The organism is Aquamicrobium sp. LC103 (genome assembly GCF_001014615.2).
Lineage (GTDB): Bacteria > Pseudomonadota > Alphaproteobacteria > Rhizobiales > Rhizobiaceae > LBCQ02.
The window spans coordinates 143,483-166,021 of sequence record NZ_LBCQ02000006.1; the positions used below are offsets into that span (position 1 = coordinate 143,483).

The 22,539-nt window shown below is 65.2% G+C and carries 20 protein-coding genes; 12 read left to right on the forward strand and 8 right to left on the reverse strand.

Annotation, left to right across the window (positions count from 1 at the left end; translation table 11 throughout):
• Positions 1–17: 17 nt before the first annotated feature.
• On the reverse strand, positions 18–1,022 hold the full coding sequence (locus tag XW59_RS13315; protein ID WP_047145827.1) for an Ldh family oxidoreductase: 1,005 nt from the start codon (positions 1,020–1,022) through the stop codon (positions 18–20).
• A gap of 125 nt (positions 1,023–1,147) precedes the next feature.
• Between XW59_RS13315 and XW59_RS13320 the strand changes: the two genes are divergently transcribed.
• Entirely contained in the window at positions 1,148–2,206 is a 1,059-nt protein-coding gene (locus XW59_RS13320; protein WP_047145828.1) for a sugar phosphate isomerase/epimerase, read from the forward strand.
• A 29-nt stretch (positions 2,207–2,235) separates the two neighbouring features.
• On the forward strand, positions 2,236–3,423 hold the full coding sequence (locus tag XW59_RS13325) for a Gfo/Idh/MocA family oxidoreductase (protein WP_047145829.1): 1,188 nt from the start codon (positions 2,236–2,238) through the stop codon (positions 3,421–3,423).
• A gap of 7 nt (positions 3,424–3,430) precedes the next feature.
• Here XW59_RS13325 and XW59_RS13330 read toward each other — a convergent pair whose 3' ends face one another.
• Together XW59_RS13330 and gcvA are read right to left on the reverse strand one after the other, a co-directional pair.
• A complete protein-coding gene (locus XW59_RS13330) occupies positions 3,431–4,624 on the reverse strand; it encodes an aminotransferase (protein ID WP_246666085.1) in 1,194 nt (397 codons plus the stop codon).
• Positions 4,625–5,617 (reverse strand): transcriptional regulator GcvA, encoded by a 993-nt coding sequence (gene gcvA, locus XW59_RS13335; RefSeq protein WP_047146036.1) that lies wholly within the window; start codon positions 5,615–5,617, stop codon positions 4,625–4,627.
• A 144-nt stretch (positions 5,618–5,761) separates the two neighbouring features.
• Between gcvA and speB the strand changes: the two genes are divergently transcribed.
• The 8 genes from speB (at position 5,762) to XW59_RS13375 (ending at position 14,273) form a co-directional block, all read left to right on the forward strand.
• Complete coding sequence (gene speB / locus XW59_RS13340) at positions 5,762–6,823, forward strand: agmatinase (protein WP_047145830.1); 1,062 nt, start codon at positions 5,762–5,764, stop codon at positions 6,821–6,823.
• A 73-nt stretch (positions 6,824–6,896) separates the two neighbouring features.
• On the forward strand, positions 6,897–7,985 hold the full coding sequence (locus tag XW59_RS13345) for an ABC transporter substrate-binding protein (protein WP_047146037.1): 1,089 nt from the start codon (positions 6,897–6,899) through the stop codon (positions 7,983–7,985).
• A gap of 140 nt (positions 7,986–8,125) precedes the next feature.
• Complete coding sequence (locus XW59_RS13350; RefSeq protein ID WP_047145831.1) at positions 8,126–9,163, forward strand: ABC transporter ATP-binding protein; 1,038 nt, start codon at positions 8,126–8,128, stop codon at positions 9,161–9,163.
• Positions 9,160–10,017: an ABC transporter permease gene (locus XW59_RS13355; protein WP_047145832.1), complete on the forward strand. Its 858-nt coding sequence runs from the start codon at positions 9,160–9,162 to the stop codon at positions 10,015–10,017. Before XW59_RS13350 ends, XW59_RS13355 begins: the two co-directional genes overlap by 4 nt.
• On the forward strand, positions 10,014–10,817 hold the full coding sequence (locus XW59_RS13360) for an ABC transporter permease (RefSeq protein WP_047145833.1): 804 nt from the start codon (positions 10,014–10,016) through the stop codon (positions 10,815–10,817). Before XW59_RS13355 ends, XW59_RS13360 begins: the two co-directional genes overlap by 4 nt.
• Entirely contained in the window at positions 10,814–11,587 is a 774-nt protein-coding gene (locus tag XW59_RS13365; RefSeq protein ID WP_047145834.1) for a carbon-nitrogen hydrolase family protein, read from the forward strand. Before XW59_RS13360 ends, XW59_RS13365 begins: the two co-directional genes overlap by 4 nt.
• A 189-nt stretch (positions 11,588–11,776) precedes the next feature.
• A complete protein-coding gene (locus XW59_RS13370; protein ID WP_052958158.1) occupies positions 11,777–12,958 on the forward strand; it encodes a glycosyltransferase family 4 protein in 1,182 nt (393 codons plus the stop codon).
• Positions 12,959–12,986: 28 nt separating this feature from the next.
• A complete protein-coding gene (locus XW59_RS13375; protein WP_136068225.1) occupies positions 12,987–14,273 on the forward strand; it encodes a lipopolysaccharide biosynthesis protein in 1,287 nt (428 codons plus the stop codon).
• Positions 14,274–14,282: 9 nt separating this feature from the next.
• Here XW59_RS13375 and XW59_RS13380 read toward each other — a convergent pair whose 3' ends face one another.
• From XW59_RS13380 to XW59_RS13390, 3 genes are all read right to left on the reverse strand, one after another.
• Complete coding sequence (locus tag XW59_RS13380) at positions 14,283–15,083, reverse strand: polysaccharide deacetylase family protein (protein ID WP_052958159.1); 801 nt, start codon at positions 15,081–15,083, stop codon at positions 14,283–14,285.
• 67 nt (positions 15,084–15,150) lie between these two features.
• Positions 15,151–16,326, reverse strand: coding sequence for a glycosyltransferase (locus XW59_RS13385; RefSeq protein WP_047145836.1), 1,176 nt, complete (start codon positions 16,324–16,326; stop codon positions 15,151–15,153).
• 16 nt (positions 16,327–16,342) lie between these two features.
• Positions 16,343–17,818, reverse strand: a complete 1,476-nt coding sequence (locus tag XW59_RS13390; protein ID WP_052958160.1) for an undecaprenyl-phosphate glucose phosphotransferase — start codon at positions 17,816–17,818, stop codon at positions 16,343–16,345.
• Between the two features lie 282 nt (positions 17,819–18,100).
• Between XW59_RS13390 and XW59_RS13395 the strand changes: the two genes are divergently transcribed.
• On the forward strand, positions 18,101–18,796 hold the full coding sequence (locus tag XW59_RS13395) for a methyltransferase domain-containing protein (RefSeq protein WP_052958161.1): 696 nt from the start codon (positions 18,101–18,103) through the stop codon (positions 18,794–18,796).
• A 31-nt stretch (positions 18,797–18,827) separates the two neighbouring features.
• Here XW59_RS13395 and XW59_RS13400 read toward each other — a convergent pair whose 3' ends face one another.
• The gene (locus XW59_RS13400) at positions 18,828–19,601 is read right to left on the reverse strand and encodes a class I SAM-dependent methyltransferase (RefSeq protein WP_047145837.1); all 774 of its coding nucleotides are present in this window, start codon (positions 19,599–19,601) and stop codon (positions 18,828–18,830) included.
• Between the two features lie 126 nt (positions 19,602–19,727).
• Between XW59_RS13400 and XW59_RS13405 the strand changes: the two genes are divergently transcribed.
• Positions 19,728–21,077, forward strand: a complete 1,350-nt coding sequence (locus tag XW59_RS13405; protein ID WP_170990149.1) for an O-antigen ligase family protein — start codon at positions 19,728–19,730, stop codon at positions 21,075–21,077.
• Here XW59_RS13405 and XW59_RS13410 read toward each other — a convergent pair.
• Entirely contained in the window at positions 21,053–22,528 is a 1,476-nt protein-coding gene (locus XW59_RS13410) for a GumC family protein (protein ID WP_136068227.1), read from the reverse strand. The two genes, XW59_RS13405 and XW59_RS13410, sit on opposite strands and share 25 nt — an antisense overlap.
• Positions 22,529–22,539: the final 11 nt, after the last annotated feature.

Sequence of the window (22,539 nt, forward strand, 5' to 3'; positions counted from 1 at the left end):
GTTCGAGTTCGAAAGATCTAGACGGTTTCCAACTTCCCGATCTCCTCCAGAAGCGCAGTATCGACGGCAATGCCCTCGGCCATCAGCCGCTCGCGAATCTCCCTGCGGCGATGGCCTGGAACCCGTGCGCCCTCCATCGCGTCGATGAGCCCCGCCATCTCGCCGAACCGCGCCAGGGCGCCAACGCCGAAAGTGCCCGGATCGATCGCGACGATCGCCTGCCCGGTTCCGGGCGGAGCACCCTCGGCATCGAAGAACGAGGACTGCTCATAGGCGAAATTCGCGCCGGTCAACCCGGCTGCGAGCAGCTCGACCATCAGCGCGAGCGCGGTGCCCTTGGCGTCGCCCATCGGGACCATCGTGCCCGCCAACGCCGCCTTCGCGTCGGTGGTTGGATTGCCGTCGGCGTCGAGTGCCCAACCTTCGGGGATCGCCTCGCCTTTCTGGTTGGCCGCCATGATCCTGCCGCGTGCGACCTTGGAAAGCGAAACGTCGACGACGATCGGTTCCCCGTGCTCGACCGGACATGCGAAGGCTATCGGATTGGTGCCGAACAGCGGGCGCCGCCCGCCCCAGGGCGCGATCGACGGCGGCGAATTCGCGAACATCAGCGCGACCAGTCCGCGTTCGGCAAGCGCCTCGACCGTCAGGCCCGCCACGCCGGCGTGATGCGAACGCGATATGCCGGCGATCGCGATTCCCTGGACAGGCGCCATTTCGGCGAGATGCGACGCCGCGAGCGCCAGCGCCGGATAGGCGAAGCCATGCGCGGCGTCGATGTGGACGGCGCCGGGGCGGATACGGTCGGCGCGGGGCACGGCATGGCCGTCGACCTTGCCCGCGCGCGCCTGCGCGGCGTATGCCGGCACACGGCGCAGACCGTGGCCACCCTGCCCCGCAAGCTCGGCGCCGACCAGGGCGTCGGCCACCAGCCGCGCGTTCTCTGGAGCGGTGTTGGAGGCGACCAACGCATTGACGACGAGCGCATGCGCCTCCTGAACGCCAAGCACGATATCGCTCATTCTCGATCTCCGGGTTCGTGTTGAGGGGTGGAGTTCTGTCGCATCCCGGGAAACCGGAGACAAGCCGAGGGATTGGTTTTCGCCGCCGCCGACGCTATGCCTACAGGCCAACGAGGAGAACTGTCATGCCGAAGACGATGAAGGGTCCGGGAATATTCCTGGCGCAATTCGTGGGGGACGAGGCTCCCTTCAACTCCCTGCCGGCGATCACCAAATGGGCGGCCGATCTCGGCTACAAGGGTGTGCAGATCCCGACCGGGGAAACGCGCCTGTTCGATCTGAAAAAGGCGGCGGAATCGCAGGCCTATTGCGACGAGATCGCGGGCATCTGCGCCGAAACCGGCGTCGAGGTCACCGAGCTTTCCACCCACGTCCAGGGGCAGCTCGTCGCCGTCCATCCCGCCTATGACGCGCAGTTCGACGGCTTCGCGCCGGAGGAGGTGCGCGGCAACCCGAAGGCGCGGCAGGCATGGGCCGTGGAACAGATGATGTTCGCCGCCAAGGCTTCGGAACGCCTGGGGCTGAAGGCGTCGGTCTCGTTCACCGGCTCGCTCGCCTTTCCCTATCTCTATCCATGGCCGCAACGGCCGGCGGGCCTGGTCGAGGAGGCGTTCGCGGAGCTCGGACGCCGCTGGAAGCCGATCCTCCAAGCCTATGACGAAGCCGGCGTCGACCTCGGCTTCGAGATACACCCCGGCGAGGACGTGTTCGACGGGGCGACCTTCGAGATGTTCCTGGATGCCGTCGGTGGCCACGGGCGGTGCACGATCAACTACGATCCGTCGCACTTCCTGCTGCAGCAGCTCGACTATCTCGCCTTCATCGACATCTATCACGAGCGGATTTCGGCCTTCCACGTCAAGGACGCCGAGTTCAACCCGGACGGGCGGCAGGGCGTCTATTCCGGCTATCAGGGCTGGCTCAACCGCGCCGGCCGCTTCCGCTCGCTGGGCGACGGCCATGTCGACTTCACGGGCATATTCTCCAAGCTCGCCCAGTACGACTACGACCGCTGGGCCGTTCTGGAGTGGGAATGCTGCCTCAAGAACGCCGAGGACGGGGCGGCCGAGGGCGCGCCCTTCATCGCATCCCAGATCATCCAAGTCACCGAGAAGGCGTTCGACGATTTCGCCGGCACAGGCGTCGACCGGCCCGCCCTGCGGAAGATGATGGGCATCGATTGAACAGCGGACGACATACGAGGAAGAATGCGATGGTCAGCGGCAGGAACATTTCGAGGAACGGCGGGCCGATCCGCTACGGCATGGTCGGCGGTGGCCAGGGCGCCTTCATAGGCGGGGTGCATCGCATCGCCGCGCGCCTCGACGGCGAGTTCGATCTGGTGGCGGGAGCGCTTTCCTCCGATCCGGGGCGCGCCAAGGCGTCGGCGGCCGAACTGGGCCTCGATCCGAAGCGCTCCTACGCCTCCTTCAAGGAGATGGCGAAGGCGGAGGCCGCGCGCCCCGACGGCATCGAGGCCGTCGCCATCGTCACGCCCAACCACATGCACTATCCGGCGGCGAAGGCGTTCCTCGAGGCCGGCATCCATGTGATCTGCGACAAGCCGCTCACCTCCTCGCTTGCCGATGCGAAAAAGCTTGCCGCGCTGGCCGAAAGCTCGGGCAGGCTCTTCGTGCTCACCCACAACTACACCGGCTATCCGATGGTGCGGCAGGCGCGCGAAATGGTGCGCGCCGGCCAGCTCGGCGACATCCGGGTGGTGCAGGCGGAGTATCCGCAGGACTGGCTGACCGAGAAGGTCGAGGATGCCGGCTCGAAGCAGGCGTCCTGGCGGACCGATCCGAAGCAGTCGGGCGCCGGCGGGGCGACCGGCGACATCGGCACCCACGCCTACAACCTCCTGCGCTTCGTCACCGGGCTGGAGCTCGATGCGCTCGCCGCCGATCTCGACGCCTTCGTGCCCGGCCGCAGGCTCGATGACAACGCCCATATCCTTCTCCGCTTCCGCCCCAAGGGCAAGGAACAGCCCGCAAAAGGCATGCTCTGGGCGAGCCAGGTCGCGCCCGGCAACGAGAACGGGTTGAAGCTGCGCGTCTTCGGCACCAAGGGCGGGCTCGAATGGGTGCAGGCCGACCCGAATTATCTCTGGTACACGCCCTTCGGCGAACCGAAGCGGCTGATGACCCGTGCCGGCGCCGGCGCGGGTCCTGCCGCGGCGCGCGTCTCCCGCGTCCCTTCGGGTCACCCCGAAGGATATCTCGAAGGCTTCGCCAACATCTATGCCGAGGCCGCCCGCGCGATCCGCGCGGTGCGCAAGAAAGGCGGGAAGGTTCCGAAGGACGTCGTCTTCCCGACCGTCGCGGACGGGGTCGAGGGCGTCGCCTTCATCGAGGCCTGCGTGAAATCCTCACGCAGGAACGGCGCTTGGACGAAGCTCTGACGTCCGTTCAGGAGACGCCAAGCGCGGTGAGCCGGCCCGGCAGGCCGGCGATGGTTTTCACGTCCGCATTGGCGAAGGCGACGCGCAGATGGCGTTCGAGCCCGCTGCCGAAAAACTCGCCGGGGATCGTCGCGACGCCCGCCTCGACCGCAAGCCGCTCGGCCACCTCGACGGACGAGACGCTCGCGAAGGGATGGCGTACGAAAGCGAAATAGGCGCCGATCGCCTGAAGCTCCCAGCCTGGAGCCCGCTCCAGCGCCGCGCGCATGGCCGCCGACCGCGCTTCGATCTCCCGTCGGTTCCCCTCGCGCCACTCTCCCAACGCAGGCAGGCCGCGGGACACGGCGGCCTGCGGGGCGCGGGGCGCGCAGATCTGGAGATTGTCCATGACCTTGGCGATCTGGTTGATCACCGAGGCATCCGCCGCCACCGCGCCGAGCCGATGGCCGGGAATGCAGAAGGATTTGGAGAAGCTATAGAGCTGGATGAGATTGCCGCGCCAGCTTTCGCCATCGAGAAGATCATGCGGCCGGCCCGCGTCGGCGGGAAGGAAGTCCCGATAGGTCTCGTCGAGCATGAGCCAGACACGCCGCGCGCGGCAGAGCTCGAATATCTCGCGCAGCAGCGCCGGCGGATAGACGGCACCGGTCGGATTGTTCGGCGAGACCAGCGCCACCGCCTTGACCCCGCCGTCCAGCTTTGCCGCGATTTCCGAAGGTTCCGGCAGGAAGCCGTTTTCCGCCCGGCATTCCACGTAGCGCGCCGACACGCCCAGCATGGCGAGCGTGGTCTCGTGGTTGAAATAGCGCGGATTGGTCATGAGTACCGCATCGCCCGGCCCGGCGACCGCCATGATCGCGGCGACAAAAGCCTGGTTGCAGCCGGCGGTGATCTGGATGTCGTCAGCTCCCACCGAAGCACCGTAAAGCTCCGCAACATGCGCCGAATAGGCCAGCCGCAGGCCGAGATCGCCCTCGATCGCGCCGTAGCCCGTACAAGCAACCGACCCGGCCGCCTCCCCCAGCCACTCCAGGAGGTCGGCATGCGGCGGATAACCGGGCACGGCTTGCGAAAGATCGATCAGCGGCCCGCGCGAACCGTCATATTTTCTCGCCCACGCCTGCACGGCGGGAATGGGCGGCGGCGAAATCCGCGCCACCAGCGGGTTGAAACCGGGTTTGGATGGATGGAGCATGGGCATCTAGCTCTTCTTACGCTTGAGCGGCGCGTTTTTGCGCATCCGCATCGCGCTGTGTTGAACCGGACGGCGGATCGTTCGGCGGGCGGAGGATTGCGGCTCGGCGCGCGCGTCCTCCTGCTCCAGCTCGGCGAACAGCCAGTCGATGAAGACGCCGACGATGGGAGCGGCGCGCAGGTCGCTGCGGCAGGCGACATGGAAGGCGTCCGCCGCCGGCACCGCCAGATTGAACGGCGCGACGAGCTGACCTCTCGAAAGCAGCTTCGCCGCCGTCATCGTATCGCCGAGCGCGATGCCGTGGCCGTGCATCGCCGCCTCGATCGCCAGACGCGCGTCGCACATGTGGTGCTGCGGCCCGCGCCTGAGGTCGAGCGCATCGGCGGCGGCCAGCCAGGTGTGCCACTCGCGCCCTTCGTCGGCGTGCAGCATGACGTGATTGCCGAGGTCACGGATCGTCCGGATCGGCTGGCTGTTCATGAGCTGCGGGCTGACCACCGGGAAGAGGTCGAGATGCGTCCAGCGCTTGACCCAGCAATCGGTCCAGCTCCCGTCGCCATAGAGGATGCAGACGTCGATCTCCGGCGCATGGATGTTTGCCGGATCGTTGGAGGCGTCGAGCCGGAGCTGGATGTCCGGGAACTGCGCGGTGAAGCTGCCGAGCCGCGGGACCAGCCAGAAGGAAAGCAGTGCCGGCACGCAGGTGATCGAAAGCACGCCCGAACTGGTCGGCCGCGTCATCCGCGCGGTCGCCGCCGCGATCTCCTCGAAGGCCGATGATACCGCCGGCAGCAACTCGGCACCGTGGGCGGTAAGCCTCAGGCGCTGTCCCGCGCGATCGAAGAGGCGGACGTTGAGCGAGGCTTCCAGCGCCTTGATCTGGTGGCTGATCGCACCGTGCGTGACGTTGAGCTCTCCGGCCGCCTTGGTCAGCGAGCCATGGCGGGCCGCGGCCTCGAAGGCGCGCAGGGGATTGAGCGGAGGAAGGCGGTTTGCCACGGCTGCCACTGTGTGAGTTATTCTCACAAAAGCGCCTACAACAATATCAATTGCGTTTTCAATAGGCCTGCCACAACATGAGGCAATCGCCCTGCGCGCCGGTCCGCGCGCAAAAGCGCAAAACACGATGGGGAGATCGCTGGCATGACATGGAATCCGGCCAAGCTGGAGGAGCTGAAGCGCAAATATGGCGAAGGCCATGGCGGCGAGCTTCACGACCCTAAATTCCGCAAGGTGGCCGACAGGATCTTCTCCGCGACCGGCACGCGCGTCGCGCCATATGCCGGCATTCCGACATTTCTTTCAGCGCCATCCCATCCGATCGATCCGACAGCCCCCGATTTCGGCGACCTGCAGGTGGCGATCGTCGGCATACCGATGGATCTCGGCGTGACCAACCGCAACGGCTCGCGCTTCGGCCCGCGAGCGCTGCGGACGATCGAGCGCATCGGTCCCTATAATCACGTGCTGGAGTGCGCCCCGGTGCATGAGCTGCGCGTGGCCGATGTCGGCGACGTTCCTTTCGCCAGCCGCTACCTGCTGGAACAGAGCCACGCCGATATTGAAACCCATATAAGCCGCATCGTCGACGCCGGCGTGGCGCCGCTTTCGGTGGGCGGCGACCACTCGATCAGCTACCCGATCCTCCGCGCCATCGGCAAGGACCGCCCGGTCGGCATGATCCATATCGATGCGCATTGCGACACCAGCGGCCCGTTCGACCAGACCAAGTTCCACCATGCCGGACCGTTCCGGAACGCGGTTCTCGACGGCGTGCTCGATCCCTCGCGCTCGATCCAGATCGGTATTCGCGGCGCCGCCGAATATCTCTGGGAATTCTCCCATGCCTCCGGCATGACGGTCATCCACGCCGAGGAGATTTCGGCGATGGGAATGCCGGCCGTCATAAAGAAGGCGTTGGAGATCGTCGGCGACGGCCCGACCTACCTTTCCTTCGACATAGACAGCGTCGACCCCGCCTTCGCGCCCGGCACCGGCACGCCGGAAATCGGCGGACTGACGACACGCGAGGTGCTGGAGCTCCTGCGTGGGCTGAAGGGCGCGAACCTCGTGGGCGGCGACGTCGTCGAGGTCGCGCCGCAATACGATTCCACCACGAACACGGCGCAGGTCGCGGCGCAGGTGCTGTTCGAAATTCTCAGCCTGATGGTCTTCAGCCCCGCCATCGCTGGAAAGAAGAGCTGAAGCGACGATAGAATACCAAACCAGAAAAAGACGGGAACGACACGGACCGAGATCCGACAGAGGAGACATGAAAATGAAGAAATTGCTCGAAATGGGCATCAGCCGCCGCGGCGTGCTGGGCGCCGGGCTGGCCACCGCCGGCGTGCTCGCCATGCCTTCCATCCTCCGCGCGCAGGACCGCTCGATCAAGGTCGGCGTCTATGGCGGATACTTCAAGGATTCCTTCGACAAGAACATCTTTCCCGAGTTCACGAAGGCTTCCGGGATCGCGGTCGAATCCATCGCCGAGCCGACCGGCGAGGCATGGCTGGTGCAGCTTCAGCAGGCCGCGCGCGCCAACCAGGCGCCCGCCGACCTTTCGATGATGTCGCAGGTCGCGATGCTCAAGGGCCAATCGACCGAACTGTGGACGCCGCTCGACACGGCCAAGCTGAAGAACGCGGACAATCTGCTCGACCGCTTCGTCAACAAATATCCGGACGGCCGCATCGCCGGCATCGGCGCGGTCGCGTGGTACATAACCCTGGTGACCAACACCGACGCCTATCCGGAAGCACCCGATTCCTGGGCAGCCTTCTGGGATCCGGCGAACGCCGACAAGCTCGGCCTTCTGGCGCTCGTCTCCAACTCCTTCCTGCTCGAGGTCACCGCCAAGACCTTCATGGGCGGCACGAACGCCCTCGACACGGAGGAAGGCCTGCTCGAGGCCTTCGAGAAACTCGCCGAGGTAAAGCCCAACGTGCGGCTGTGGTACCGCGACGAGGCGCAGTTCGAGCAGTCGCTGAAGTCCGGCGAAATCCCGATGGGCCAGTATTATCACGACGTGACCGGCCTCGCCGCCGCGGACGGCCATCCGGTGCGTTCGACCTTCCCGAAGGAAGGCGGCATTCTGGATTCGGGCTGCTGGGCGCTGTCGAAAGCCTCGCAGAAGGCCGAGGAAGCGCATGTCTTCATCGACTATATGAGCCAGCCTGAAATTCAGGCATTGATGTCGCGCAAGGTCGGCACCGCACCGACGATCAAGCGCGAGCTGCTCGACCTCACCGACGAGGAGTTCGATGCCGTCTCCTCCGACATCGACCCGATCATCCCGCGCTACGACCTCTACACCACCAAGGCCGACTGGCTGAACCAGAAGTGGACGGAGCTGATCGTGGGCTGACGTCCTCTTCCCGGGCGGGGGCCGCTGCTTTCGCGGTGGCCCCTCTCCGGTCTATAGAGAGGAAGGAGCCGGCGCCGCCCACCGCAAGACGGCAGGCGCGAGAGCCACCCATCAGGTGCAGGACATCAGGAACATTGCCCATGTCCGGACTCGAACTGCAGGACATTTCCAAGCGCTTCGGCAATTTCACCGCCGTCGACAACGTCCGCCTCTCCGTGCCCCACGGCACCTTCGTCTGCATGCTCGGCCCGTCGGGCTGCGGCAAGACCACGCTTCTGCGGATGATCGCAGGGCTGGAGGAGCCGAGTTCGGGCAGGGTCGTGCTGGACGGCGGCGACCTCACGCCTGTGCCCACCCACAAGCGCAATCTCGGCATGGTCTTCCAATCGCTGGCGCTCTTTCCGCATCTGAACGTCGGCGAGAACATCGCCTATCCGCTGCGCATTCGCGGCGTGGACAGGGGCGCGCAGAAGAAACGCGTCGACGAGCTGCTGGCGATGATCCACCTGACCGGCTATGGCGACCGGCCGGTCTCGAAACTTTCCGGCGGCCAGCGCCAGCGAGTGGCTATCGCCCGCGCCCTGGCGATATCGCCGAAGCTCTTCCTGCTCGACGAGCCGCTTTCCGCGCTCGACGCCAAGCTGCGCGAGGCCATGCAGGTGGAATTGCGGCAGTTGCAGCAGCAGCTCGGCATCACCACCATCGTCGTCACCCATGACCAGCGCGAGGCGATGACCATGGCCGACCTCGTCGTCGTTATGGGCGAAGGCCGGATCAGGCAGGCCGCGCCGCCGATCGAAATCTACCGCCGGCCGGCGGACGCCTTCGTCGCCGATTTCATCGGCTCGACCAATCTTCTCGACGTCGAGGCTGACGGCGCCGGGCGCGCGACCGTTCTCGGGCGCGCCGTGCCGGGGCTCGAAATGCCTTCCGGCAAGAACAAGGGCGTGATCTCCGTGCGGCCCGAGGACGTTCACCTGACCGCCCCGGCCGAGGGCACGGTCGCCGGCAAGGTCACCTTCGTGCGCGATCTGGGCGGCACGATCGAAACCTTCGTCGAGGCGGAAGGCAAGACGATCGTCGCCGTGACCACGCCGCGAGAGCGCACCGGCTTCTCGGCCGGCGATCCGGTCGGCATCGTGCTTCCGCGCGAAAATTGCGTGGTGCTCGACGCATGAGACGCGAGCCGCCACGAACGATCGCGGACTATGCGCCGCTCGTCTTTCCGGCGCTCATGCTGATCGTCTTCTTCGTCATCCCGTTCTCGACGATGATCGCGGTTTCGTTCTTCCAGCGCGACCAGGCGGGTTTCTACACGCCGACCTTCACCCTCGACAATTACGAGCGCTTCCTCAGCGCCTTCTTCGGCGGGGTGCTCGGTTTCTCCATCATGCTGGCCGTGCTGGTGGCGGTGGTCTGCGTCGCCGTCGCCTTTCCCTTCACATATTTGCTGGCGCGCAGTTCGCGCCGCGTGCAGACGGTGTGGCTGGTCGCGATCCTCTCGGTGCTCTCCTTGTCGGAAGTCATCATCGGCTTCGCCTGGTCCACCCTCTTCTCGCGCACCGCCGGCATCACCAACCTGCTCGTCGCGGTGGGGCTGATGTCGGAGCCGCAAGCGCTGTTGCCGGGCTTTGGAGCGGTGCTGACCGGCATGGTCTACCAGGCCCTGCCCTATACGATCCTCGTTCTCTATCCCGCGCTCGTCCGCCTCGACCCGACCCTGCTGGAGGCGGCGCGCACGCTCGGCGCCTCTCCCGCCCGCGCCTTCCTCAACGTCGTCGTGCCGGCGCTGCGCAACACCATCGTCGCGACGCTGATCATGGTCTTCGTCTTCGCGCTCGGCTCCTATCTTCTGCCTCAGCTTCTCGGACGACCGCAGCACTGGACGCTTTCGGTGCTGATCACCGACCAGGCGATCTACCAGTCGAACATGCCGTTCGCGGCGGCAATGGCGGTGTTCCTCGTCCTGATGTCGCTGGCGCTGGTGGGGCTGACGCTGATGATCGGCGGCCGCAGGGAGGCCTCGGCATGAGCGCGCGCCTGCTCAAGGGCACGGCCTTCCTCGTGGTGGCGCTCTTCCTCATCGGTCCGCTCGTCGTCGTGGCAGGCGTCTCGATCAACGAGAAGCAGGCGCTGACCTTCCCGCCGCAGGGTTTCTCGCTCGCCTGGTACGGGCAGATCTTCACCGATCCGGGCTGGCGCGCCGCCCTGATCGCGTCGCTGACGCTGGCCGCCTCGTCGGCCGCGCTCGCCGTCCTGATCGCCCTGCCGCTCGCCTGGTTCCTGTGGCGGCGCATCGCCCCTTGGGCGAACGTCTTCCAATTGCTCGGCGTCGCTCCCTTCATCCTGCCACCGGTGATCACCGCGCTCGGCTTCCTCACCTTCTGGGCGACCGTGGGCGCTTACGGCCAGCCATGGACGGCGGCGATCAGCCACGCGATCTTCTTCGTCACCCTTCCGCTGGTGACGCTCTCGCTGGGCTTCAATTCAATCGACCGCTCGCTGGTCGAGGCCGCCTCGACGATGGGCGCGGACGACCGCACGGTGCTCAGGACCGTCGTGCTACCGCTGATACTGCCCTATCTCGTATCCGGCTTCGCCTTCGCCTTCGTGCTCTCGCTCAACGAGTACATCGTCGCCTACATGACCGTCGGCTTCACGATGGAGACGCTGCCGATCAAGATCTTCAACGCCCTGCGCTACGGCTACACGCCGACCATGGCGTCGGTCTCGATCTTCTTCGTCGCGCTCGCGGCGATCATCTTCGGCCTGATCGCCCGCTTCGGCAATCTGCGCAAGCTGTTGGGAGCAATGTCGGGAGACGAAAAATGAGGATCGCCGCCCTCCAGATGCAGGCGCTCGCCGGCGACACCGAGGCCAATCTCGCCCGCATCGAACGCGCGGCCCGCGCCGCGGCCGAGAAGGGCGCCGACCTCCTGATAGCACCGGAGCTTGCCGTCACCGGCTATGGCGCGGGCGCGACGATCCATAAGTTGGCGGAACCGGCGAACGGAGCGATCGTCGCCCGCCTCCAGGCGATGGCAACGGAAAACGCCATCGCGATCATCGCCGGTTTCGCCGAAACGGCCGGCGACAGCGTCTACAACAGCGCGGTCTTCACAGACGGCACACGTGAGCCGACCGTCTATCGGAAGTCGCATCTCTACGGCCCCTACGAGCGCGATCTCTTCGTTCCCGAAAGGCCAAGCGCCGTCGTGGTCGAGCATGGCGGCATGAAGATCGGCATGCTGATCTGCTACGACGTGGAATTTCCGGAGAACGTGCGACGGCTCGCGAAATCGGGCGCGACGCTGATAGCAGTGCCGACCGCCCTGCCCGCGAGCGATCACGCCGCCTTCATCGCGCGCCAGATGATTTCCGTGCGCGCCTTCGAGAACCAGGTCTTCGTCGCCTATGTGAACCATTGCGGCCGCGATCCGCTCTATGCCTATGCCGGTCTGTCGGCCATTGCCGCCCCCGACGGAAGCCTGCTCGCCGAAGCCGGCGTCGAAGCGGAAGCGCTTGTTTTCGCCGATATCCGGCCCGTGGATTTCACGGCCTCCGCCGAGCAGAACACCTATCTGCGCGACCTCGTCACCTGAGTTCGGCACACGGCTGCTCGATCGCCGCGTTAAGCATCCTGACAAATGCCTGCCGCGCGCGGCTTATCGCGGCCCCGCGCAAGCCTTATAATCCGCCGAATTGGAGAGAATGCCGGGGTTGGCCTTTACCTTTTGGTGGCCGGAAGCGTGCAATAGTGCGCTTCCTTTTGGTGGCGGGGGTTTGACTGTTTGAGCAGCCTGGACGGTGTCACGTCGATTGCCGACGGTGAAAGAGAAGCCTTCGCCGGTGCTGCCGGGATTCGCAAGGTCGCGGTCGTGCTCGGCATGGTGACGCCGTACACCAACCGGCTCTACGAGGAGATCGCCGCGCAGTCCGGCATCGAGCTTCGCGTGTTCGCCTGCACCGATATCGAGCCCGGCCGGCAATGGACGCTGCCGCCCGCGCAGCGTTACAGCCGTCGCGTGCTGTCCGGCCTGCGCTGGCACCGCACCTATCTGAGCCACGTCTATTTAAATCCTTCGATCGTGCCGGCACTCTTCGCATACCGGCCGGATGTCGTGGTCATCTCGGACTTCTCGCCAACCATGCTTTTTGCCGCACTCACCGCCCGGCTAATGGGGAAAAGCGTCGCCCTGGCGAGCGATACCCAGCCCGACACCGATCCCGGCGCGAATTCCGGGCTGCACCGTCTGGCGCGCCGCCTGATCGTGCCTCTTGCGACGGCCGGCGTCGGCGGCAGCGAGGGAACGCGCGAGGTCTTCACCCGATACGGCCTCGGCCGCGAGCGAACAGTGGTGTGCCCTGTCGTTCCGGGCTGGGACTATCACGGCGACGCCCCTTCCTTCGAGGAACGTCCCTACGATCTTCTCTTCTGCGGCCACATAGACGAGGAACGCAAGGGCGCGCTCTTTTTCCTCGAAACCGTCAAGCGGCTGCACCAGCGCGGGCGGCGGCTTTCCGTTCGGATCGTCGGCGACGGCCCGCTGCGCGCGCGGCTCGAACGGGAATTCGCGACGAGCGGCATCGATGCGCGCTTCGACGGCTATCTCCAGCAGGACCAGCTCGCCGAAGCCTATCTTTCCGCCCGGCTCTTCCTTTTTCCCTCGCGCGGCGATCCGTGGGGGCTGGTGGCGAACGAGGCGGCGCAATGCGGCACGCCGACGATCGTCTCGCCCCACGCCCAGGCGGCTCATGAGCTGGTCGTTCCCTATGGATGCGGAAGCGTGGTCGAATTGGAGGAGGATCGCTGGGCTGACGAGGTCGAACGCTATCTGGACGACCCTTCCCCGTGGCTTCGGGCGCAATCCGGCGGCGTCGCCTCGCGCGGCGCCTTCTCGCTGCAGCAGGCGGCGCGGAACTATCTGAAGGCGATGGCGATCGCGCGCGGCCGTCCCAAGGTACGGTCCTGACGTGGCGAATCTCGCGGACGAAACCCGCATGCCTTTTCCCGGCCGATTGACGGGCGGGCTCGCCAGGGCATGGAACGGCGAAGGCATCTGGTCGGTCGCCAACCAGGCGACGATCAGCGGCATGAGCTTCGTCGTCTCGGTGATCGCGGCGCGGCTGCTCGGCATCGAGGATTTCGGCCGCTTCGCGATGATCATGGCCTTCATCACCGTGATCGGCTCGGTGCACTATCATCTCGTTTCCGGACCGATGTTCGTGCTGGCGGGACTGCGCGAGAAACGTTCGAACGCCTATTTCCTCACCTTGCGCCGGGGCCTGCTCGCATCGTCGCTCTTCGCGGGACTCGTCGTCGCCGTGCTCACGGTCTGTCTCTTCGCCGGCCGCGACGGCGGGGTTTCCATCCCCCTGATCATGGCCGCCGGCGTCGCCGCGATCGGCCAGGTCCTGCATGACGGCATGACGCGCATCCTGTTCGCGAGACGCCGCGCGCGCGCGGCATTCGTGCTGCAGGTCGTCCGGCACACGCTCTTCGCCCTGATCTGCGTCGCGATATGGGCGAGCAACGGACTCAGCCTGGCGACATTGCTGCTGGCGGTCGGCATTCCGCCGATCGTCGTGATGGCGCCGCTTGCCGCGCGCTCGCTTCGCCGCAACAGGACCAACACGCGCATGGCCCGTCCCATCGCGCAACGCCACTGGAAGGTCGGACGCTGGATGGTGCTGATGGTGCTCGTCACCATGCTGCAGGAGCAACTGGCGACGGTGGTCGCCGGCCTGTTTGCCGGCGACACCGAGGCGGCCGGCGTGCGCGGCGCGCAGATCATTCTCGGGCCGTTCCTGATCCTCATCATGAGCCTGGAGAACATCGTGCCGCGCGTCGCGGCCGACCGCCTGCGCGCCGGCGGACCGCAGGCGTCCTTCGCCTACCTTTCGCGACTGGGGCTCCTCATCGCTCCGGTCATCGCCATCGGATGCGTCGCCGTCATCCTGTTCGCCGAGAGCCTGACGACCTTTCTGCTCGGCAAGGATTTCGCGCGCTACGCGCCGACCGTGCGCATCCTGGCGCTGACGCCGCCTATCCTCGTGCTGCGCGATCTGTCGATGGTCTATCTGCGCGCCATCGAGAACACCCGCGCGATCTTCCGTGTTTTTGCCACCAGCAGCCTCGTCGCCGCCGCCGCCATCGTGCCGTCGGTGATGATATCGGGGGCCAAGGGAGCCGCGGCCGTCATCGTCACCTGCCATGCGCTGTCGGCGGCCATGCTGATGCTGACGGCGGCGCGCCACCGAAGCGCGAACATGGCCGTTTCCACCTGACGGCGTTTGCTACCAGACCATTGGAACGGCCAGCCATTGGCCGCTGCCGATGACGCTACGCCCCATCATGTTGCCATAGAAAGGCGCGTGTATTCGCATATGCGCGAGGTTCTCCTCAAGCGGCAGCGCCAGCTTCCACTCCGTGCGGTGGAGCGACAGCGGATCGCGCGACGGCGCATGCTGCAGGCCCGATATGCCGCTCGCGATGGTCTTGAAGCCGACCGCCTCGCAATAGTCGCGCAGCGCCGGGCTGAAATGCCGCCGCATCCCATACGGAAAGGAGAAGTCGCGCACCTGCTTGCCGATAAGACCCTCCAGATAGGTTTTGGAATGCAGGATCTCGGCGTCCCAATGCCGCCGGTCGAGCCTGGAGAGCATGGGATGCGTGTGAGTATGGCAGCCGATCGTGTGTCCGGCGGCGCTGATCTCGCGCAACTCGGCGCGGCTCAGCGTCCTGTCGCTGCCGCGATAGGCGATGCGATCCCTGTAGTCATGGATCGCCGACGGTGAAGCCATATCCCGGAAGACGCCGGAATTGACATAGAAGGTGCAGGTAACGCCGTGCCGTTCGAGAACGGGCAACGCTCTGTGCCAGCTCTGGTAGTTGTCGTCGAACGAGATGAAGAGGCGCTTGCCGCGCCCGCCGGCGGCGAACGCCCGTGGGCTCGCCGTGCGATAGCCCTCCCTCACCAGATGGGCGATCGCTTCCTCGAAGCGAGGCATGTTCCAATCTTCCAGTTCATGGAAGTAGATGGCCAGATCGTCCGGCAGATGCTTCTGGAAGAATTCGAGATGGAATTTCCGGATCATGTGCAATGCCACGGTCTTCAATGTCTCGTCCACCCTTTCAAGTTGGCCGCCCGTCGAAGGCGAGCGCTCAAACCCCGACCATCTTCTTCAGGCTTTCCCTGAAGTTGCTTTCGCTGAAATTCGTCTCGTAGCGCCGGCGCGCCGCCTCGCTGTCGCGCGCGAACTTTTCCGGCGCTTCGATGTAGGAGCGAACCTTGTCGACGAGCAGCCCGGCCAGCTCCTCGTGATTCATGCCCGCGTCGAACACGTTTCCCGAAAGCTCGGCGCCCATCATTTCCGCAATGCCTCCGACATCGAGGACGAGCGGCACGCAGCCATGGGCCATCGCCTCGATGAGCACCAACGGCGCGAGATCATGCCGTGAAAGATAGAGAAAGATGCCCGTCGCGGCGAGCTGGCGGGATTTTTCCCCGCCGCCGACCGGTCCGGTGACCTCGATGAGATCGTCGAGGCCGCTTTCGCTGACATGGCGCTTCAAATCCTCGACCGTCAGCTCCGCCGTCGAGCCGCCCATGATGCGACCCTTCACGGGCAGGCCGGCATCCCTCATGTCGCAGATCGCCTCGACGAATTCGAACACGCCCTTGCGCGGGTCGAGGTTGCAGAGCGTGCCGATGACGGCCGCGTCGCTCTTCCTGCGGCGGACCGACCCGGGGTCGGGCGCGAAATTCGCAAGCGGTTCGACATGCGAGAACAGGCCGGAGGCGCGACCTTCGGCGGCGCTGCCCTCGGTGACTGCGACGAGCTCGGTTCCGGCCAGCATTTTGCGCATCAGGGCATGTTTCCAGCCGGTGCCTTCCGCGATGCGCCCGATGCCCTCGCCATGGACATGGACGAGCACGCGGGGTGCGAGACGCCCGGCGAAACCGGCCAGGATCGCGTCCCGCATGGCGGTGTGCGCCCACGGCGCCATGGCGACATAGGCCAGGTCGTAGCGACGTCCGGCCGCGATCATGCCCGCGAGCTTCGCGAGCGTGCCGGCGAAACCGAGATATTTTCCGAACCGGCGTTTGCCGACGTCGCTGCTCTTCGCCGCGCCGCCGCCCCAGACATGGGTGAGACCGCAGCCGGAAGCCTGGAGTGTCTCGTGGACGGCCGCGCTGATCGCGCTCTGGCCGTGCAACGGAGGAGGAAGCTGCGCGAGGAACAGCACGTCCTTGGCGCGCGTTCCCGCTGCCTGCGCCGGTTCGTGTCCCTGCGCGGCAACGGACCGCCTCGGGTTTCCGACCCTGCGAAACGCCATCTCAAACCCCCTTGCGTCAGACTGCATTTTCATGAACGAGACCTCGGAAGGGCGTGGCGGCGATGATCTTCAGATCCATCCAGACCGACCATTTCTCGATATATTCGAGGTCGTATTCGACGCGCTTCTGCATCAGATAAGGATCGCCGGTCGGCCCCCGGAAGCCGTTGATCTGCGCCCAGCCGGTGATGCCGGGCTTGACCTTGTGCCGATTGCCGTAGCTCTCGAGCAGGTCGATATACTGGTTGTTGAGCGCCAGCGGATGCGGGCGCGGGCCGACGATCGACATGTCGCCGAGCATGACGTTGATGAGCTGCGGCAGCTCGTCGAGGCTGGTGGCGCGCAGGAATCGGCCGACGCGTGTCACCCTGGCGTCGCCATGAACCGCCTGCACGAAATCGTCGCCGTCCTCCATCACCCGCATGGTGCGGAACTTCCACACGGTGATGATCTTGTGGTTGAAACCGTGCCGTCGCTGCTTGAAGAAGACCGGCCCCTTGCTTTCGAGCTTGATCGCGATGGCGATGACGAGGAAGGCCGGCAACAGGGCAGCGAGCGCGATCGTCCCGACCGAGTAATCCTCCAGCGTCTTCAAGAGGCGCCCCCATCCCGATATGGGACGCCGCTGCACGTCGAGAAGCTGCATCCTGTCCAGGGTCGAGACACCGCGTATTGGAAGGTTACGCTCGCCGAAATCGAGCGAGACATGCACTTCGGCTGGAAGAACGCTCAAGGTGGAGAGGATTTCGGGCAACTCGGCATAGGAGTCCGCATCGGGTGCGACGATGATCAGGTCGAGATCGTGCTTCTGGCCGAAGTCGACGAGGGCGGAGATCGCCGCCGATGCGGAAGGCCGGCCGCGTCCGCGCGCTGCGGCGACGAAGCTCTGCACGACCCGGATCTCCGGGCTCGCCTTTCCGATCGTTTCCTGAAGGCGACCGACCGCCTCGCGCGATCCGTAGATTGCGGCGTTGCGGCGGATGAGCCCGCTGCGCGCACCTTTGACGAACGCGCCGGATGCGAGCGCGCGCAGCGTCATCACGGCCGGAAGCGCGGTGACGACCCACAGCGCATACCACACCCGCGAGAAATCGCTCGCCACGCCGAGCATGAAGCCGGCCACGATGAGCAGCCCGAAGGCCAGCAGCAGGCAGGCGATGGCCCGGCCGATGAAGGAAGAAAAGGAGCAGAGCGCGCGGAATTCGTAGAGTCGCCGACTCTTGGCGATGGCCACGTAGAGCACCGGCAGCGCGACCATGACCATCAGATATTCGGCACAGAAATCCTTCACGCCGAGCTGTCCGTGCACATAGTAGACGGCGACCGCAACCCCGCACAGATGTATGGCGAGAACTTCCAGCAGGACGTAGATGTCGATCACCATCTCCGTGCTGCTCAAATGCGGGCGCCAGCTTCTCCTCGGACGGTTCTCCATCCGCTGCGCGCGCTTGAGGAAGTCCTGACGGTCCCTGGTATTGATGACGGTGCTCAAGATCGGAACTACCCTGTTGTGCCAAAATGGCGATTGCCGGCGTACGGGGCATTCCAAGCACGGATCGTGCCAACAGTTTCTGGGAACGGCATCGGAGGTGGCGTTCGTGGCTGCGACCACCCATTCAGAATTCCGAAAATTATTCGAATTTTTCTCGAATTCTTCCGGTTAGCCATGTTCGCAAACGTCGTTTGACACCGCCGAACCTGTTCGATCACAAGAGAGCCGGCCGCCGCAGCCATCGCTTTTCGCGCGGCCGCGACAGGGGTGGATCAAAGCAACATGACGAGCGACATCGTGGATCGCGGCGGGCTCAGCGCGCCAGTAGAAGTCGAGGAACGCGCGAGCATCAAGCTGTGGCACCGGCTCTACGGGAAATATGTGGCGCCGCGCTTCCGCGGGCAGCGCATGGCGCTGTTCCAGCGGCTGATGCAGGTCTCGGATCGCGAACGCATCATCGATCTCGGCGGTGCCGAGGACACATGGAAGATGATCGCCGCCGAACCGTCGGTGACGATGGTCAATCTCTGGGGCGAGGCCTATCGCCATTCGCGCTTCGTCTACGAGATCGGAGACGCCTGCGATCTCGGCCACGGCGACAAATCCTTCGACATCGCGTTTTCCAATTCCGTCATCGAGCATGTCGGCGACTGGGAGCGGCAAAGGCGGTTCGCGGCGGAGATCCGCCGGGTCGCGCCGCGCTACTTCGTGCAGACGCCCAACCGCTATTTTCCGATAGAGCCGCACTATATGTGCCTCGGCATCCAGTTCCTGCCGACGACGATATTCAAGAAGCTCCTGCCCTGGCTCAGCCTCTGGGGCCTGACCATTCGCCCCTCACGCGAGGAGATCGACGCTTCGGTCGCCGAAATCCGCCTGCTGACCAAGGACGAGATGCGCGAGCTCTTCCCCGACGCCGAGATCATCGAGGAGAAGTTCCTCGGCATGACGAAGAGCATAGTGGCGGTCCGCCGCTGAGGCGAGGCCTGCCGGTATCCGACACAAGCGGCTAGGCGGCCTCGAACACGTAGAAGAAATTCGTCGCCTTGTACTCGTCCGTCGGGCTGACCGGCAGGCAATAGGAGGTGTTGGTCAGCCATCTGGGCAGCGGCAACCACCAGCCTGCCTTCGAGCCTTCCACGAAGCGGAAGCCTTGCGCCTCCACCAGCGATGAAAATTCCGAGAAGTTCCACCGGTGCACGGTCGCCGGATTGGGGCCCTTGCGCTCGTGCATGTAGCAATGTTCGTTGGAGATGCTGCAGATGAAGGTGCCGCCCTTTTTCAACACACGACGGATTTCGGAAAGCGCCGTCTCGATCTCGGGAATATAGGACAGCGCCTCGGTGGAAAGGACGACATCCGCAACCGCGTCACCCGCCGGAATGGCCGTGGCCGAGGCCAACACCGGATTGAAATCCGGATACCGGCCGAACATCCGGCGCAGGTGGAATTCGGAGAAGCGGATGTCGAGCGCGTTGTAATTCCCGGCTCCGACATATCGCATCAGGCTGAAATCGCCGCTGGCGACGTCGAGCACGGTACCGCCCGCTTTTCGATGTTTGGCGATGAGACGCCCGATCTTCCATTCGATGAAACCGTCAACGAAAAGGTCGTGGTGCAGCTTGTGCAGGGGCCACGCCAGCTTCTTCAGGAGCAGCCTCGACGGCGTGTCTCGCGTGATCCCGATCTCGCCGCCCTCCATCCTCTCCACATCGGCGGTCAGCGGCACCTTCCGGTTCCCTATCGGGACATGCTTGTCGGTCTTCCATTCGATATGCGGCATCGTCTCATTCCGGGTCGTTAAGCGTCCTTTAACCTTCCCCAGCAAGTTTCTTGCCAGGGCGGCATGGGGTCGCGATTCTCGCGCCCGCGGCACGCGCGAGCGGCCGCTCGATGGCGGGGCACCAAGATGAGTTTGCTCAACAGCACGACAGAGCCTCCCTTCATCCGCAGGAGTTGGCTCGACACGCCGATCGAGCCCGCGCTCGCGGTCGTCGCAGGCGTCATCGTCTTCTTTCTCACCACCCATTCGTTCCAGTTCCTCTTCGCCGACACGGTGGTGGGCGGTATGGCGGAACGCGCCTCCGGACGCGGCAACCTCGCCTATCTCGCGCTCTACGGCGCGCAGGGCGGCATCTTCGCGCTGCTCATGGTCATGCGGGTGGTGAGCGGCGCCGTCACGGTCCGGCTGGGCCTCGCGATCACCTTCTGCCTGTTCGTCGTCGGCTCCGCCTTCTGGTCGATCGGCTCGAGCTCGACGCTGTTCTACGCGACGGTCCTGAGCAACCAGGTGATCGCGGCCTATCTGCTCGCGCAGTATCTGACGCCGAAGCAATTCCTGCGCCTGTTCTTCTTCGTCGCCGCGATCATCACCGTTTCATCCTTCGTTCTGCTCTTCATCGCGCCTGAACTCGTCGCCCAGGAACGCTATGGCGGCGGCTGGCTGGGCGACTATGAATATACCGGCGTGATGTCGAGCAAGAATCTCGGCAGTTACGTCTTCGTCGCCGCTCTGTTGCTGGCCTGGCACGGCCGGCTGATCGACGTCGGCTGGTCGTGGCGGCTGATCGTCGGCGTGCTCGCCCTGTGCTCGATCGCGCTGTCGAGCTCGGCGACCGCGCTGCTCGCCGCGGTCTTCCTTATAGGGTTGTCGACCTTCATCCGCCTCATCCGCCCGCAGCCCTTCGGCCTGTTCTTCGCGGTCTACCTCGCGCTTCTGACGATCGTCGTTACGGTGCCGTTCATCGACATCGGCAATCTGCTCGGCGTGATCGGCCGCGACGCCACCTTCACGGGGCGCACCGAGCTATGGGCACTCGCCTTCGAGGCGATCGCGGACCGGCCGGTGCTCGGTCACGGCTATTACGGCTTCTTCGACACCAACCCCTTCTCGCCGGTATGGAACTTCTGGGAGCATTTCCTCTATTTCCTCACCGACACCTTCCACAATTCGGCGATCGACACGACGGTCTCCCTCGGCTTCGTCGGCCTCGCGATCATGTGCGCGGTATGCGTGTTCGCCGGGCTGATCGCCTTCGACAAGGCGGTGGAGGCAGGCGTGCGCATCCTGTCGCTCACGATCCTCTCCGTCTTCGTGATCGGATCGTCGATGGAACTCGCCATCTTCCACCACAACTACATCGCGACGATCATCGTCTTCTACTTCGCCTTCGTCGCGAACAAGCCTCGCGAACCGGGTTCGCGAGGCTTGCAAGGTATCGGAGATGACGGCGATCAGGCCGCGCGGAAGGCAGGCTGAGGCCGCCGAGGAGCTTTATCCTGCGGCTTCCTCGCCGGCGCGCTTCCCGTCAGCACGCCCATCAGCAGCGCCAGCGCCGAACCGCCGAGCAGGCCGACCAGAAGGCCGAAGGCGAGGACCAGGCTCGTACCGGCACCGACCGCGCGCTCCGGCGGCATGGCGAAGGAGATGATGCGGGCGAGGTTGGTGTCGAGTTCTTCCTGCTCGCCCAGTTCCTTCGCGCGGACCATATAGGCCTGGTAGACGTTGCGCTTGGCCTCGGCTTCGCGCTCCAGCTCGCGCAGGCGCACCATCGCGTCATTGGTGCGGAAGCTTTGGCCGCGCAGCGCTTCATATTGCGCCTCGAGCTGCTGCCTGTTCGACAGGGCACGCTCATAGTCCGCCTCCGCCGCCTGCAAGATCCTACCGATCTCCGCCGTGATGGCGGCGCGCGCGCTTTCCACCTGCGCGGCGAGTGCCCGCATCTGCGGATGCCGCGACAGCATCTTCTCCGACAGGATCGCCTGCTGGTCGAGCGCCTGCTGATATTGCGACCTGAGGAGCGCGATGTTGTTGGAGGCGACAGCCTCCGGGAGCGACTGCACGTCGCCCGTCTGCGCGGCGCGGCGGCTCTGATCGCGGCGCGACTGCGCATTTGCCAGCTCGCGGTTCGCCTGGGCGAGCAGAATGTTGAACTGGGCGAGCTCCTGCTCGTTGGCGAGGCCGCCATTGATGCCGAGAATATTGTTGTCGAGCTTGTAGGTTTCCACCGCGTTCTCGGCTTCCGTCACCTCGGCGCGCAACTCGTCGAGGCGCTGGTTGAGCTCGCCGGAAGCCCGGCGCGCCAGACCGGAGCGGTTGTCGATCTCGTTGGCGAGATAGGTCTCCGCGATCACATTGGCGAGCTGCGCCGATTTGTCGGCGTCCTTCGTCCGCACATGCAGGTTCACGACATAGCCGAGCTTGTTGCGGGTCGTTGTGACGGCGGAACGCAGTTCGCCGAGCGCCCTCGCCTCGGGAGCGATCGCGTTGCCCTGACCGAACACCAGGCTTGCCAGGGAGGAAAGCAGACCACCTTCCGAACCGACGAATTCGCGGTCGAGATAGAGCCGTTCCGATTGCACGACCTTGGCCAGCACGCTGTCCGAGGTCATTACGCGCATCTGGCTTTCGACGAAGGCGATACCGGCGTCCGACGTCTCGGCCGCCCGCGTCACGTCGCGCTCCACCACCTGAAGCCCGCGCGGATCGACATAGATCTCGGCGCTGGCATCGTAATAGCGGTCGCGCGTCACGCCGTAGGCGAGCGCCAGCATCAGGCACAAAAGCGCCGTGCCGGCGATCATCAGCCAGCCCTTGCGCATCATCGTCACAATGTCGCGCAGCGTCATGAACGGGTGCGGGTCGGATGCGCTCGGCTGCCCGGCTTGCGGCAGCCTGTGCAGGTTGTGATCGGGATATACGCGTTCCACCAGACTATCCA

Excerpts from the sequence above, each read along its gene's own strand:
- XW59_RS13315 (WP_047145827.1), bottom strand. The coding sequence starts at position 1,022 with ATGAGCGATATCGTGCTTGGCGTTCAGGAGGCGCATGCGCTCGTCGTC.
- XW59_RS13320 (WP_047145828.1), top strand. The coding sequence starts at position 1,148 with ATGCCGAAGACGATGAAGGGTCCGGGAATATTCCTGGCGCAATTCGTG.
- XW59_RS13325 (WP_047145829.1), top strand. The coding sequence starts at position 2,236 with ATGGTCAGCGGCAGGAACATTTCGAGGAACGGCGGGCCGATCCGCTAC.
- XW59_RS13330 (WP_246666085.1), bottom strand. The coding sequence starts at position 4,624 with ATGCCCATGCTCCATCCATCCAAACCCGGTTTCAACCCGCTGGTGGCG.
- speB (WP_047145830.1), top strand. The coding sequence starts at position 5,762 with ATGACATGGAATCCGGCCAAGCTGGAGGAGCTGAAGCGCAAATATGGC.
- XW59_RS13345 (WP_047146037.1), top strand. The coding sequence starts at position 6,897 with ATGAAGAAATTGCTCGAAATGGGCATCAGCCGCCGCGGCGTGCTGGGC.
- XW59_RS13350 (WP_047145831.1), top strand. The coding sequence starts at position 8,126 with ATGTCCGGACTCGAACTGCAGGACATTTCCAAGCGCTTCGGCAATTTC.
- XW59_RS13355 (WP_047145832.1), top strand. The coding sequence starts at position 9,160 with ATGAGACGCGAGCCGCCACGAACGATCGCGGACTATGCGCCGCTCGTC.
- XW59_RS13360 (WP_047145833.1), top strand. The coding sequence starts at position 10,014 with ATGAGCGCGCGCCTGCTCAAGGGCACGGCCTTCCTCGTGGTGGCGCTC.
- XW59_RS13365 (WP_047145834.1), top strand. The coding sequence starts at position 10,814 with ATGAGGATCGCCGCCCTCCAGATGCAGGCGCTCGCCGGCGACACCGAG.
- XW59_RS13375 (WP_136068225.1), top strand. The coding sequence starts at position 12,987 with ATGCCTTTTCCCGGCCGATTGACGGGCGGGCTCGCCAGGGCATGGAAC.
- XW59_RS13380 (WP_052958159.1), bottom strand. The coding sequence starts at position 15,083 with ATGATCCGGAAATTCCATCTCGAATTCTTCCAGAAGCATCTGCCGGAC.
- XW59_RS13385 (WP_047145836.1), bottom strand. The coding sequence starts at position 16,326 with ATGGCGTTTCGCAGGGTCGGAAACCCGAGGCGGTCCGTTGCCGCGCAG.
- XW59_RS13395 (WP_052958161.1), top strand. The coding sequence starts at position 18,101 with ATGACGAGCGACATCGTGGATCGCGGCGGGCTCAGCGCGCCAGTAGAA.
- XW59_RS13400 (WP_047145837.1), bottom strand. The coding sequence starts at position 19,601 with ATGCCGCATATCGAATGGAAGACCGACAAGCATGTCCCGATAGGGAAC.
- XW59_RS13405 (WP_170990149.1), top strand. The coding sequence starts at position 19,728 with ATGAGTTTGCTCAACAGCACGACAGAGCCTCCCTTCATCCGCAGGAGT.